The 14,210-nt window shown below is 43.5% G+C and carries 14 protein-coding genes; 6 read left to right on the top strand and 8 right to left on the bottom strand.

Translation table 11 applies throughout. The annotated features are described in order from the left end of the window. Positions 1 to 86: 86 nt before the first annotated feature. A complete protein-coding gene (locus Q4Q46_RS08565) occupies positions 87 to 2,543 on the bottom strand; it encodes a hypothetical protein (RefSeq protein ID WP_311905716.1) in 2,457 nt (818 codons plus the stop codon). Positions 2,544 to 2,765: 222 nt separating this feature from the next. On the opposite strand from Q4Q46_RS08565, the gene Q4Q46_RS08560 reads away from it, so the two are divergent. The 4 genes from Q4Q46_RS08560 to Q4Q46_RS08545 all read left to right on the top strand — a co-directional run bounded on the left by Q4Q46_RS08560 (position 2,766) and on the right by Q4Q46_RS08545 (position 6,857). Then, complete coding sequence (locus tag Q4Q46_RS08560) at positions 2,766 to 4,088, top strand: dicarboxylate/amino acid:cation symporter (protein WP_259510517.1); 1,323 nt, start codon at positions 2,766 to 2,768, stop codon at positions 4,086 to 4,088. Positions 4,089 to 4,298: 210 nt separating this feature from the next. Beyond that, entirely contained in the window at positions 4,299 to 4,658 is a 360-nt protein-coding gene (locus Q4Q46_RS08555; protein ID WP_259510518.1) for a hypothetical protein, read from the top strand. A gap of 184 nt (positions 4,659 to 4,842) precedes the next feature. Further along, positions 4,843 to 5,517, top strand: a complete 675-nt coding sequence (locus Q4Q46_RS08550) for a response regulator (protein ID WP_106650745.1) — start codon at positions 4,843 to 4,845, stop codon at positions 5,515 to 5,517. After that, on the top strand, positions 5,508 to 6,857 hold the full coding sequence (locus tag Q4Q46_RS08545; protein ID WP_311905715.1) for an ATP-binding protein: 1,350 nt from the start codon (positions 5,508 to 5,510) through the stop codon (positions 6,855 to 6,857). The genes Q4Q46_RS08550 and Q4Q46_RS08545 overlap by 10 nt, the downstream gene beginning before the upstream one ends. Positions 6,858 to 6,958: 101 nt before the next feature. Here Q4Q46_RS08545 and Q4Q46_RS08540 read toward each other — a convergent pair whose 3' ends face one another. Beyond that, entirely contained in the window at positions 6,959 to 7,654 is a 696-nt protein-coding gene (locus Q4Q46_RS08540) for a 2OG-Fe(II) oxygenase (RefSeq protein ID WP_311905714.1), read from the bottom strand. A gap of 118 nt (positions 7,655 to 7,772) precedes the next feature. Here Q4Q46_RS08540 and Q4Q46_RS08535 point away from each other — a divergent pair, with 118 nt between their 5' ends. Beyond that, complete coding sequence (locus Q4Q46_RS08535) at positions 7,773 to 9,035, top strand: HD-GYP domain-containing protein (RefSeq protein WP_311905713.1); 1,263 nt, start codon at positions 7,773 to 7,775, stop codon at positions 9,033 to 9,035. A 196-nt stretch (positions 9,036 to 9,231) separates the two neighbouring features. Here Q4Q46_RS08535 and corA read toward each other — a convergent pair whose 3' ends face one another. The 4 genes from corA to cobB form a co-directional block, all read right to left on the bottom strand. Next, complete coding sequence (gene corA / locus Q4Q46_RS08530; RefSeq protein WP_006081968.1) at positions 9,232 to 10,179, bottom strand: magnesium/cobalt transporter CorA; 948 nt, start codon at positions 10,177 to 10,179, stop codon at positions 9,232 to 9,234. A gap of 127 nt (positions 10,180 to 10,306) precedes the next feature. Further along, positions 10,307 to 10,678 (bottom strand): hypothetical protein, encoded by a 372-nt coding sequence (locus tag Q4Q46_RS08525; protein ID WP_311905712.1) that lies wholly within the window; start codon positions 10,676 to 10,678, stop codon positions 10,307 to 10,309. Between the two features lie 320 nt (positions 10,679 to 10,998). Continuing rightward, positions 10,999 to 11,448, bottom strand: a complete 450-nt coding sequence (locus Q4Q46_RS08520) for an ATP-binding protein (protein ID WP_311905711.1) — start codon at positions 11,446 to 11,448, stop codon at positions 10,999 to 11,001. Continuing rightward, positions 11,445 to 12,176, bottom strand: coding sequence for a Sir2 family NAD+-dependent deacetylase (cobB, locus tag Q4Q46_RS08515; protein WP_311905710.1), 732 nt, complete (start codon positions 12,174 to 12,176; stop codon positions 11,445 to 11,447). The genes Q4Q46_RS08520 and cobB overlap by 4 nt, the downstream gene beginning before the upstream one ends. A gap of 257 nt (positions 12,177 to 12,433) precedes the next feature. Between cobB and fur the strand changes: the two genes are divergently transcribed. Beyond that, on the top strand, positions 12,434 to 12,865 hold the full coding sequence (gene fur, locus Q4Q46_RS08510) for a ferric iron uptake transcriptional regulator (RefSeq protein ID WP_106650752.1): 432 nt from the start codon (positions 12,434 to 12,436) through the stop codon (positions 12,863 to 12,865). A gap of 82 nt (positions 12,866 to 12,947) precedes the next feature. Here fur and Q4Q46_RS08505 read toward each other — a convergent pair whose 3' ends face one another. Further along, positions 12,948 to 13,445: a GNAT family N-acetyltransferase gene (locus Q4Q46_RS08505; protein ID WP_283628666.1), complete on the bottom strand. Its 498-nt coding sequence runs from the start codon at positions 13,443 to 13,445 to the stop codon at positions 12,948 to 12,950. A 97-nt stretch (positions 13,446 to 13,542) separates the two neighbouring features. Next, positions 13,543 to 13,950 (bottom strand): nucleoside diphosphate kinase regulator, encoded by a 408-nt coding sequence (gene rnk / locus Q4Q46_RS08500; protein ID WP_220590440.1) that lies wholly within the window; start codon positions 13,948 to 13,950, stop codon positions 13,543 to 13,545. Positions 13,951 to 14,210: the final 260 nt, after the last annotated feature.

The raw sequence follows: 14,210 nt of genomic DNA, 5'->3' as shown, positions 1-14,210 counted from the left end.
CAATTAAGTGCGCTTTTAACTTATATTATTGACCCGTCCTAAATAGCGTTAACACTTGTCGATAATTTTATTTCATAGACAATAGACTAGTGGATAACGACAGGGATCGTTGCAATCTGCGTTAAAACACCTTTTTTAGTCAGTGCTTCAATCACTAATGACCCTGCATCAGGTTGGTCAGCACCTTTTATAAGAACGCTATACTTTCCTGCCCCGTTATCATTTGAAGATGCGATAGTGAAAGAGCCTTTACTTGCTAAGCTACCAGCTGAGGGGGTAAACGTAATGACTGTTCCTGAAGGCAAAGGCTGATTATGTAAATCCCCAATAATAATAGTTACGCCACCAGTCGACTTACCAATAATGTCAATCGTATTGTTATCGTTTAGACCATCACACACATCAACTATAGCTTTATCATCAATACAACTATCAGTAATTACTGGAACAGAAGCCATAGCATCACTACCCGACATTACCAAGACTAACGAAGCACGCACATTCAGCGAAGTATTACCCGCTGCACATCCGGCATGTTTACTGCCATTAGCATCCAATTGGCACAAACTACCATTGTATAAACCATCTGCTTGGTCATAAACGCCATTACTATTAAAATCAGTAAACACTTCAGCATCCCCTCCCTCTTCACCACCAGCTACACTTGGGTTAAAAGTACGGTCTTCATTATGGTCGACAAACGCTTCACTTAAGTCATATAGATTACCCGATACATCCTTTTTGCTTAAAAAATTCGCCACTTCAGATGCGTCAAAACGTCCATTGCTATTAGTATCTGGGAAAGACTCTTCACCGATAGCCGTAGCTAATATCGTCACGCGTCCGCCATAAGGTTGACCCAATTCCGCATCTAACGAAGGTTCTTTACCTTGCATTGCTAACGTATCACCAGTAGGGCGAGGATTTTGGCTTGTCCATTTAACTGAACAAGCACCATTAACTGTCAAACACGAAGACGCTATCACACCGCCCTCTGTGGTAAAGGAAACAGCTGTGCCATCGGGTACAGGGTTGTTGAATGCATCAGCCAATCGTGCCGTCACATCAACCTCAATGCCATCGTATTCCCAACCTTCAGGGCTTAGGTTTGATGCCGATAAAGAAAAGCTATCTTGGTCAGGTAAACCTGTCGAAATAACTAATTGATTCGATTGACTTGATATTGCTGGCGTACTGCCAGCAACCACTGCAGTAACCCTGACACTTGTTGATATTGAGCCCGAATTAACTACCGTTTGAACAACTCCCTGACCATTTGTAGTAGCAAACTCAGGATCAAGAGTGATATTGCCAACTTCAGTATTAAGCGAGAAATTCACACGTTGATTACTAACCGGAATGCCATTTTTATCCATTACTTTAAATTTCACGGTTGAGGCTTCTGCCCCACCGGTTCCTTTAAGCCTAATGACTTCGGGTAATGCCTCTAGGAAAAAGATACTACCAACACTTGCAGGTAAGACATTTACCGTCGCCTTGGCAGTAAGAGATTTTCCACCAACATTAGCGCTTATATTAATAGTGTCGTCCCCCACACAGCCTTTTGCTAAGTAAGTACTGGTTGCAATACCGTTAACTGCGACTACAGGAGTGCTTAATTCTGCTTCAGCATTCGCCTTCAAGGCACAAACAGAGGTAAATTGAACTTCAACTGGATCGGCAAATAGATTTCCTGCGTCATCCTGAATAGATACTGAGACACTTGAAGTCCCACCCGCTGAAACAACTGAAGGCTCAACAGATGCAACACCATTTTGAAATGGAGAACCACTTCCCATAAACACATTAGTCGCACCGATACTAAACACTAGTTGTTCAGATTTTTCTCCCGTTAGCAACGTCGCTGTCGCACTACCAGCACCTGGCTGAGTACCTGCTAAAATTTGAACATAAGCAACACCTTGCTCAGTAATAGCAGTATCAATGGGTAATTCACCGCGCGTACTGGAGAATTGAACAATTGTTTGCTTGGAAATACCTGTAACATTAGCAATAAGATAACCTGGTGAAAGTGATGTTATTGTTGATATGGGAGTTTTTGACTCAGGGTCACTCACCATAATCAAGGATACCTGCGCACCGCCTGTTGATGCTCCACCATCACCTTTAGTATTAAAGGAAATATCAGATGTAACAGCACTACCTCCTGTTGGAGTATAAGTTGCTGTAATTTCACCAGAACCAAGTATATTACCAGGCAAGACATCAATAGAAACCTTACCCTCAGCATTAGTCACCCCACTATCAGGAGTTAACACTCCTTGCCCTTCTAGACTAAAAACAATTCTTGCACCACTAAAAGCTGAAGAATTTTTCGTCAAGGTTGCTGTTAACTTTCCTGGTGCAGCATTCGAAACTTCATCAATTGGTTGCCCACTTGAATTTGTCAGCCCCAGTTTAATGACATATTTATCTGATGGTGTAGTGCCAGTGCCATCGTCGGAGATATTGCCTCCGCCGCCACATGCGACCAAGAAAAGTGAACATATTCCTGCGAGAAAAACCTTATACGCTGACTTCATTGTCAGGCTCCCTGTTACTCTGATGATGATACTTAAGCTAGACGCTTATTACTTATAGGCTAACATTACACAATTTTCACCAATTTTACCCACTAGAACCTTATTTTATTTCACAAATAACACAAATACTTTAACGCTATTTGTCATTTCATCTTCGCGGTTTTCTTGCTAGTCTTGTGAGCGCCAAAAAATAGAATGTATAAAAAACACACAGGACTCTCCATGGCAATTTCGATAAAAAATAAACTCGGCCTTACAAGCAAAATTCTGATCGGTATGGGAACAGGTATTGTCTTAGGTCTCATACTCCGCAATGCCTTTCCAGAAAGCGATATCGTAAAAGACTATATTACCGAAGGTTTTTTACATGTTATCGGCACCATTTTCATCTCCAGCTTAAAAATGTTAGTTGTTCCTTTAGTCTTTATTTCATTAGTTTGTGGCACTTGCTCACTGAGTGAGCCTTCAAAATTAGGCCGTTTAGGGGGCAAAACCCTTGCTTTCTATTTATTCACCACCGCAATTGCTCTCGTAGTTGCGATTGTCAGTGCCGTCCTTATACATCCTGGGAACGCTTCACTCGCTTCAGAAAAAATGGAATACATTGCCAAAGAAGCGCCCAGTCTTTCAAGCGTGATTATCAATATAGTCCCCACCAATCCGATGCAGGCATTGAGTGAAGGAAATATGCTGCAAATCATTATTTTTGCGGTTATTTTTGGCTTTGCTATTGCCCATATTGGTGAGCGAGGTAAACGAGTTGCGGCTTTGTTTGAAGATTTAAATGAAGTCATCATGCGCGTCGTGACACTGATTATGCAATTGGCACCTTATGGTGTGTTTGCGCTGATGGCAAAACTAGCATTAACGCTCGGTTTAGAGACCTTTGGTAGCGTAGTTAAATATTTCTTCGTAGTTCTCGGTGTATTACTGGTCCATGCGTTTATTGTTTATCCGACACTTCTAAAACTATTCTCAGGCCTCAATCCATTCATATTTATTCGTAAAATGCGCGATGTGCAATTGTTTGCCTTCTCAACAGCAAGTTCAAATGCCACTTTACCTATTACCATAGAAGCCTCTGAGCATAGATTAGGTGTCGATAATAAGATTGCTGCCTTCACGCTCCCCTTAGGTGCGACCATTAATATGGATGGCACTGCAATTATGCAAGGTGTGGCCACTGTATTTATCGCCCAGGTTTTTGGCATTGAACTCTCGCTCACCGATTATGCCGCCGTTGTGGTGACAGCAACATTGGCATCCATTGGTACAGCTGGCGTTCCGGGTGTTGGACTTATCATGCTGGCCATGGTATTGAATCAAGTTGGCTTACCGGTTGAAGGTATTGCATTGATTATCGGTGTTGATCGCCTACTCGACATGGTACGTACCGCAGTTAACGTGACGGGCGACTGTGTCGCAACAGTGATTATTGCGAAATCTGAAGGTGAATTTAACGAGCAAGTGTTTAACAACACACAAGCGGGTAAGGCTGCTAGAAGTTTTGATGAGCAAGTTCATCATTCAGATAAATCTAACTAGACTTAGTTAAATACCCATCACGCCCAGCCTCTGTGTTGGGCGTTTTTATTTATATTTTTTGTTCACACTTAAACCTGCGCTGTTTGTTTACATTAATGATGCCAATTCATTTTTCTAAAATTAGCAAAATGTGAACATGCCAATAGTACGGAAGTTTGTTTTTAGATACATTATGTTTACTATTTTGATACGTTAATTGGAGTTGAACAAATGTGGTGGAGAAGTCTTTGGATCCTGATAGCGTGCTGGCTATTGTGTGCCCACTTCGTACGTTATGAACAAATCAACTTTGCTATCCCCTTTGCAATAGCCCCCTTAGCTTTATGCTTTAATTCAGTTTACTTACTGCGTTTATTACAAGTTCTATTATTTGTGAGTGTCTTTACCGTCTGGGGTGTCACCACGATTGAAGCGATACAAATGCGTTTAGCGCAAGAAGCGCCTTGGTTGAGATTATCTTTTATTATGATGGCGGTGATGCTATTTACCTTAGGTGCAATTATCTGTGGTAACGGCATTTTGCGGATCAGAAGACAAAAGTCTCCTTGGGGGAATTCACCGATACGCTAATACTTTTTGCGGTAATACTTTCTTATTCAACAATAAATAAGTTCTTATTTTGACCACAAGTTCCGCTCGGTCAGCAAAGGTTAAGTTCGACTAAGATATGCTAAGACTCTATTTGGTTATCAGTGTGATTTTGCGTAGACTGCTTTGCTAAGGCTTAGATCATCCACATTAAGGCATGTATATTATGAGAATTTTGGTTGTTGAAGACGATCCTATTTTATCCCACCACTTAAAAGTGCAATTAAGCGATCTCGGCAATCAAGTTCAAGTGGCGCTCACTGCCAAAGAAGGTTTCTATCAAGCCACGAATTATCCCATCGATGTGGCTATTGTCGATTTAGGTTTACCCGATCAAGATGGCATTAGCTTAATTGAACAACTCAGAGAAGCCGATCTTAAAGCGCCGATATTAATCCTCACCGCACGTGTCAATTGGCAGGATAAGGTCGAAGGCCTAAATGCCGGAGCCGATGACTATTTAGTTAAGCCCTTTCAAAAAGAAGAACTCGTCGCTAGGTTAGATGCCTTAGTGCGCCGCAGTGCAGGCTTTGTTAAGCCGGTAATTTGCAGTGGGGAATTGAAGCTCGATCTCGCCGCCAAACAAGTCACCTTGAGTGATGAAATCATGGAAGTCACGGCCTTTGAATATTTAATCCTCGAATATTTAATGCGTCATTGCCACGAAGTTGTTGCCAAACAACGTTTGCTCGATGTGATATATGGCGATAAAGAAGGCGATCCAAACACCATTGAAGTCATGGTCAGCCGCCTGCGCAAAAAACTGACCCGCGATGGGATAGACAATCCTATCGTCACCATTCGCGGCCAAGGATATAAATTTAACCTGCCATGCAATTAAGATTAAAATTTAAGAAACGTCTGCTGACGCGGATGTTTCTCACCTCACTATCGATTATTGCCTTAGTGGGTTTTGGGCTCGCATGGATGGTCAATATCCTGCATGCGCAGAATAGTTATAACGAAGAAACCGCACAACTCATTGCCGAAATCCCCCAAGTCGCCGCCGAATTACGGGAGCACGATCTCATCCCAGATACCAGTGCGTGGCTAGAGGAAAATAATAAGCAAGAACGCTATGTGATTGCGAGTTGTGATGAAAAATTCAAACAGGTTTGGACTTCATCCCTCGCGGTAGACCGTGGCTTATTTGATACTTGCGAGCGTTTTAACGAAATTCGCAACGACTCACCGCCCTATTATCTTACTATGGCCGATGACAGAGGTTACTTCGTCTATTTGCTCGCAGTGGAAATTGCCAGCGTACATTACAACCTGCTCGTCCTCAAAGATGCCGCCAAACTCGAGCAGGAATACAGTAAATTCAGTAAACGCACTTATATTCGTTTAGCCATGGTATTGGCCTTAGCGTTAATTCTATTAGTTAGCGCCGCCTATTGGGGTATGCGCCCCTTAGTGCGGATGCAAAATGAACTGCAATCGATTAACCAAGGTAAGAGTAAGTCGCTTTCTGAAGGCTATCCTGTTGAACTCGAAGGCGTAACTCAAGCACTCAACCAAATGCTACAACAATCGAGTGCCCAACAACAACGCTATCAAAATGCCATGAATGACTTAGCACACAGCCTAAAGACCCGCTTAGCCGCTGTGCATGCCATCACAGATGACGCCAGTTTGAGTAAACAATCGGCGAGCGAAAAGATCATGGAACAGGTCAGCCAGATGGATCAGCTGGTCAAATATCAATTAAAACGCGCCATGTTAGGCCGCCAAGGCCTGAAGCAAGAACAGACTGTGATTGCGCCCTTAGTCGATCAATTAGCGCAAATGTTATTTAAAATTTACCGCGATAAGCAAGTACAGTTCTCGGCGAGCATTCCTCCCTCCTTGATGTTTCCCGGCAACAAGGGCGACTTGATGGAGCTGTGTGGCAACCTGATGGAAAACGCTTTCCGCTTATGTATCAGCCAAGTGCATGTCTCAGCTCAAATTAATTCGCATGGCGAATTTGAACTTATCGTTGAGGATGATGGCCCGGGTGTTGAAGAAAACCTAAGACAAAAGATTATCCAACGCGGCGTTCGGGCCGATACTCAGTCACCAGGACAAGGTATCGGATTAGCTGTGTGTGATGAAATTGTTCACAGCTACGGTGGCAGTTTAAAGATTGAAGAAAGCCACTTAGAAGGTGCACTCTTCAGGATCCGTATCCCTGTTTAAGGACAGGGATAGCTCACAACAAAGATAGCTAAATACAAAGATAAACAAATACGAAAAGTTAAATACAAGGATGTTTAACAATATGTAAATACTGAACTTTATCAGGCAATCACAGCGTATAACTGCTCAGCTCGATTGAACATGATCCAAGAGGTGGCAATGTATTTGTCACCACTCAAGGGTTTATTGCCCCTATGCGTATGAGTGAATCCCGCAGGTGCTATCACCATAGTGCCTTTTTTCGGGGAAATTTTACGCTGCTGATAATAAAATTCGGTTTCACCGCCCTCTTCCACATCATTTAAATAAAACATGTAAAGCACGACGCGATGCAAGGCTTCATTGTGACCATTCTGCGGGAATTGCTCCGAATGCCAGTGGGGATAACCGCCTTTATTCTGCTGATACTTTTGAACATTAATACTACCACTGCGATACAAATACTTGACTAAGCCATCAGCTCTAGGTGCACCTAGCGCCGCAAAATTAGCAGGGGTTAGCGTTACAGGTTGTCCTTGTTCATCACTCACAGACACAGCGACCGCGCCCATTAACGCCATTGAATACTTTGTGAAATAATCTACCGCCCCCTTTAAGGTATAACCTAAGAGTTCGTTTTTGAGGGGCTGCAAGTCGGCGAAACTATCTAAGGTCAAATCGCGGCTGATCTTCTTCTCCAGATCAACGCCATTGCCCGTTTGTCCATCGACAACGCCAGCATGTTGCTCAAATGCTAGAATGAGACGGTCACACAAGTCATTCGGCAACGCATTAGGGTATACTTCAATAAAGTCCATACTTCCTCAATGGATTGGCTACTTTCTAGGCTTACTATGCTGACATGTTAGTTAAGTAATTGTAAAGCAGCATCATTGAGATAAAATAACTCACATTAGGCTTCACGATAACAAGAATATGAAAAAAAGCTGTAAAGTCTCAGTCCATCAACTTCAAGTCGGCAACTTTGTGCGTTTGCCTGTGGCTTGGAAAGATCATCCCTTTTTATTCAGTAGCTTTCATATTAAACAAGCTGCACAAATCGAGTTGATTAAAAATCTAGGCATCGAGCATGTCATTGTCGATTTAGAACGTAGCGACGTCGCCCCGTTACATGCTGATGCGGTCAACCCAATCAAATTACCGCCAAGTGCTGAGATCAATGTGCTTAAAAACGACATGGATCAGTACAAGGCCGAACAAATCGAAGTGCAAAAGAAATTACGCCGCGACATTCATAAAACCGAGCAAAACTTTACCCGTTCGGTCGCCATGATGCGCAGTCTCATCTCTAAGCTGCGTAATCGCCCCTTAAATGCGGTCGATGACGCCAAAGATTTAGTACACTCCATCGTCGAACAGCTGCTTAATTCAGATAACTTAGTGCTGCATTTGATGAGCGATGCTAAGCAGGATGAAAGCATTTACTACCATTCTTTGAACGTCGCGATTCTTTCCATGTTGATCGCCAAAGAACTCGAATGGGATAGAAGTGAGATTGAAACAGTGGGTCTCAGTGCCCTATTCCACGACGTGGGTAAATTAAAAGTCCCGCCACAAATTCTTAAAAAATCGACCCCTTGGTCGGCGCCAGAACTTAATTTCATCAAGCAGCATCCGTTACTTGGGATTGAACTGCTCAAATTAGCCGATAATTTTCCCCAAGCAGCCTTACCTGCAATCATCAATCACCATGAGTTTCTCGATGGCAGTGGTTATCCCAAAGGCCTAAAGGAAGAGGCTCTCGATAAAGTTTCGCAATTGATTGCGGTAGTGAACGAATATGACTCCCTGTGTTATCCAAGCCAACAGGGCAAAGCCAGAATGCCCTATGCCGCTCTGGGACATTTATACAAGCAATACAAAACTAAGCTTAATCAAGAATACATTGGCAAGATGATCAAGATGCTCGGCATTTATCCTCCCGGCAGTGTGGTGGAATTATCCAGCGGTCAATATGCCATGGTGATGTCGGTTAACTTAACTAAACTGCTATGTCCTAAGATATTGGTTTACGATGCATTAGTCCCTAAAGATCAAGCGCCTATCGTTGATTTAGAGATTGAAGGGATAAGCATAGTGCGCTGCTTACCCCCTGCGGCGCTTCCTGAAAAAGTTCACGAGTACTTGAATCCCCGCGAACGAGTGAGTTACTACTTTGGTGGTGACAGTCGTAAATGATGACTGAGTTAAGTAGCCGTACAATTGGTGCATAACTGGCGGCACTGATTTAATCAAAGTCATAGAGTTAGACTCGTGACATAAAGCTCATTAAATCAAGTGAAGTGATTAAATCACAGTGATAAGAATAAGGGTCGAATATAATATTCGACCCTTATTCTTTTATTCGACAAAACCAACACGTCTAGCGGCTGACTTATAACCAATGTTTACGTTTAAAGAAGAAGTAAGTACCGGCGGCACTGGCTAACATCATCACAATCGCCATAGGGTAACCGTATTGCCACTCAAGCTCAGGCATACTGGTAAAGTTCATCCCATAACTACTGGCAATCAAGGTTGGTGGCAGAAACACCACAGCGGCAACCGAGAAGATTTTAATGATTTTGTTCTGTTGCAGGCCACTGAAACCCATGGCCGCATCAAGCAAGAAGTTTAATTTATCGAAAATAAATTGACTGTGGGGCATCAGCGACTCGATATCCGACAACATTTCCCGCAAGTCCTTTAAGTGCTCATCGGATAGCTGGCCACGATAGTAACGCTGCATATAACGCAGTGAACGCTGGGTATCGAGCAAACTCAAACGGATTTTACCATTGGAGTCCTCTTGCAGAGTGATAAGCTTAAATACATCATCAAGCTCATCGTTATCAAATACTTGCTCACCGACATTTTCGAGAACTGTGTAAACGTCTTCGATTAAGTCAGACAGATAATCCACTTTCAGATTAAATAATTCGAGAAACAGCTCCTGCGGCGTCGATACATCTAACCGGCCCAAACGTAAATAGTTACGCAGTAAGCGGATAAGACCCACGTCTTCTTCACGGATTGTCAGTAAAAAATTGGTGCGAAGGTTGAAGGATACGTTAACGCCACGCACATCTTGGCCGACACGTTGGGGGAATAACGAATTGATATGCAGGCCATCGCTGTTTTGATAAAAACGTGCCGAGGCCTCAATTTCATTGATATCTTCTTCGTCAGGCACTTCTTCAACAGAAAAATGACTTAACCATTCTCGCTCCGAATCATCGGGTTTATACAGATCTAACCAAATGGTCGATGCGGGAATACTGTCCAGTATGCCGAGCTCTGTCACGGTAAGGTGACGATTTTCATACACATAAGCAGTAATCATTTGTCCTCCTGAAAAAAACTTAAGTTAACGATCCCCACTTAAGTGCAGGCTAAAAAATTGTCGCTAGTTTACCGCATAAGTTGGCAATGAAAAGGCGCGAAGGATAATTTAGTAAAATAAATATGCCTTAATCGGTCTCGATGATCGTCAGCCGTTCTTGGGTCGAAAAGCGAATATGGATGCCATCGAGCGTCACCATTTTCGAATCTGAAATATCCCCCTTACGCACGCGATACTCACCATTGTTGTCAGCATTGGGTGACACGATTCTTACCGTGACTATTGTGTGCTGGTCTCGCCAATACCAAACGCTATAACTGAGTACACTCAGTCCGAGCACCACAAACACGCCAGTGAGCAGATAACGACGCCACAGGGGTTCACTTAAACGTTTAGTGCTGATATTCGCGGCCTGAGGCACAATATGACACTGACGTTTCATCAGTAAAAACCAAGCACCAGCAATGATTAAGAATGTCAGTAAAACTTTAGTGAGCATGACCCTTCCTTTGATGTACTTCGCCTACACGCAGTCAACGATATAACACATGCTGCAATCGAGCATTAACCCGTCACAGAGGCCATTATACGCTGACTCAAGTGGATAAACTGTCTTTGGGATCAAGCTTAACGCTCACGGTCGAAGAGATAAGACAAATGGCAAGTGACATTACACAAAAGCAATGATTTGAAACAGAGTACTACAATGTGGCAGGACGAAAAATGACTGGATAAAAAACACCGCGAGATAAAGATAAAGGCCTAATCCGATTACTGTGACAAAAGCGTCACAACACTCATGATGATAAGCCATTTAGATTAAAAATCTTCAAATACCTTTGCCATTCGTTGAATTTGCGCCAAAGGTACGCCATGGCGATTCCGTTTTGCGCATTCCAACTGATGGGCAGGATTACTCGGTTCGCCCACAAGCACAATTCTAACTTGATAACCTAAGGCTTTTGCCGCCGCTTCATAGGCCATGTATTCCCAGCGGCACAGATTAGTGTTATCGCAAATCACCACGGGCTCGCCTGAAGACAGCGCCTGAATAAACCCCGCCAAATTACATTGATGGTACTCAGGTAACTTCTTGGCATCGAAGCGGTATTCATCTTGGTGATAGAAAAAGCTATCGGTCGAAAATACGCAGCGTTGGCGCACGCTGATGGCTTTTTCTAAAGGAAGGGAAAGAATATAAGTTTCAACCCAATGTGACTTACCACTGCCCGGTAAACCACGCATAATAATCGCGATTTTATTACTCATGCATTCGACTCACTGCCAATCACTCGGCCCGCTAAAATAGTCTCGACCAACTGAGGCACTAGCTCCCCCGCTTTGCCCGTGAGATGGTACTGGAACTGACTGTGTCTATCGGGTGCCATCATATTCACTTCAACCGTTTGCGCGCCGTGATGATTAGCTGTATCAACAAAGCCTGCGGCAGGATAAACAGTACCAGAGGTGCCAATGGCAATAAACAAGTCGCAGTTATCGAGCGCATCGTGGATACGGTCCATTCCTAAGGGCATTTCACCAAACCACACCACATGGGGGCGTAATCGCTGAGCCGGAATACAACAAGTACAGCAATTATCGGCACCAAAGAGCTCACGTAAAATAAAAGTCTGACGCGAACGCGGACAACGGCCTTTGGATAATTCACCGTGCATATGCAATAAGCGGCGCGAGCCCGCACGCTCATGCAGATCATCAATATTTTGTGTGATGATAAGTAATTGACCTTTAAAGTCCGCTTCCAACTTTGCCAAGGCCACATGCGCTGCATTGGGTTCAACCGTGCCACTGTGCAATTGCTGCCAACGACTATTGTAAAAGCGTTCCACAAGTTCAGCATCACGTTCATACCCTTCAGGTGTGGCAACGTCTTCAATATGATGTTCTTCCCACAAACCATCTTGATCGCGAAAGGTGCGTAATCCCGATTCCGCAGAGATCCCCGCGCCGGTTAACACCACAATTTGCTGGTACATGCCGATTCCTTATTATTTTATTTATTTGAATTATTCTTACTGACTTTGGCAGCCGTGAATATTATTCCTTGGTATAACCATACAAAAACTATGCTTGAATTGCCGCAAAATATTGTGATTTAACGCCTATTGACACAATTTATCTGCATATCGCGCTATAAAGCCAGAACAAAGGTTTAAGTTTTCAACCTGAGCCCCTATAATGGCAAACACTATCCACGGATGAACCTATTGGTTCTGCAATCAAGAGATTAGCAATGACAGATGGAAATCAAGCGCTAAAAAAAGCGGGTTTGAAAATTACCCTGCCACGAGTCAAGATCCTAGAACTGATGCAAGGACCTGAAAACCAACATATCAGTGCAGAAGATTTGTACAAGAAGCTGCTGGATTTGGGTGAAGAAATTGGTCTAGCCACCGTCTACCGTGTGTTAAACCAATTTGATGATGCTGGCATTGTCAGTCGTCACCATTTTGAAAGCGGTAAAGCTGTTTTCGAACTCTCAACTCAGCATCACCATGATCACTTAGTATGCCTGTCGTGTGGTAAAGTGATTGAGTTTTCAGATGAAGTTATCGAACGTCGTCAAGATGAAATTGCCATGAAACACAACATTAAGCTGACGAATCACAGCTTATATTTGTACGGCACTTGCACCAATGATACCTGTGAGCATAACGACGCTTAGTCGACTTCAGCTTTCATCGCCGAGACACAAAAAACCAGCTTTAGGCTGGTTTTTTTATTGGATGATGTTAATCGGCAAATCGTTATAATAGCTTGGCGTAGATATTCACTTTATGGCCCATAAACTCATTTTGCTCGCGCCAGTGCATCCCCACTCGCTTAGCCACGCCTTCTGAACCGAGATTCCCTTCTAAGATAAGTGCAATTGTCTGCTCAATCCCAAAGCGCTTAAATTCGGCTAATGCAGCGGATGCAGCCTCTGTACCAATCCCAGAACCCCAATACTCAGGGAAATAACGATAACCTAACTCGACTTCATTAAATTCTGGAATAAATTTCGGGCCACAAAATCCGATCACACGCTTGTCGGCTTTATGTTCAACCGCCCAACGGCCAAAACCATGTTGCTGATAATCGCCTTGGATCACCTGGTGAAATAACTCAACCGCCTGCTCTCGAGACGTAAAAGCGGCAGAGGGAATGTATTTCAGCATCGCCGGATTACTGTTCATCAAATACAGGGCTTCACAATCTTGCTCAGTAAATGGCCGAATAATTAACCGTTCAGTTTGGGTTATCATCTTTACTCCTTCAAAAATGGATCGCTTAATACATCAGCCTATCGATAAATGGTTACTATTGGCGTAACGTCAACGACACTACGCCAGAACCTTAAGCTTAACGGTGGTAATCACCACTGCGCTCAGGCTGATACAGGATTTCTTCAATACGCACTTTTACCATAGAACCACCAGGGCCTGGCCATTCAATCTCATCGCCTTGAGACAACCCTAATAATGCACTCCCCACCGGCGCCAAAATAGAAATCGTGCCCGCGCCATTGATGTCTTTTGGATACACTAAACGTAAACAGAAGGTCTCATTACTGGATGAAACGCTAAACTTCACTTCCGAATTCATGGTCACCACATTTGCTGGCATCTGAGATGCAGGCACGATATCGGCCCTGTCTAATTCAGCCTCCAATGCCGCTTTGCCCGGAAACGCATTTGCCGGCAGTGACTCCAATAATCGCTCTAGTCTTTCTAAATCGATTTCCGAAATAATGATTTTAGGTGTTTTCACAGTCTTTCCCTCGTAAAGAAACGTGATGTTCAAGCCGTGACTCAGGCTAACATCGACTCAGTGGCTTACCCTCCCCCAATGCGGTAAGCCCCATAATACAAATACGCTCGCAGCGATAGGCTGCAACCGTGTGATAAAAATTTGAATTCAAGATATTTTGCAGAAACAGCACTGAAGCCATAAGCACTTAGCTCATGGTTAATGGCTCTCATCACGCTATGCTCGCCCATGGCGCAGGCGACTGCTGAGTAGAGAAGCAT

Origin of the sequence: Shewanella vaxholmensis, assembly GCF_031932135.1 — a bacterium.
Lineage (GTDB): Bacteria > Pseudomonadota > Gammaproteobacteria > Enterobacterales > Shewanellaceae > Shewanella > Shewanella hafniensis.
The sequence above is the reverse complement of the archived record's forward strand: the minus strand, read 5'-3'. Positions and strand labels throughout refer to the sequence as shown.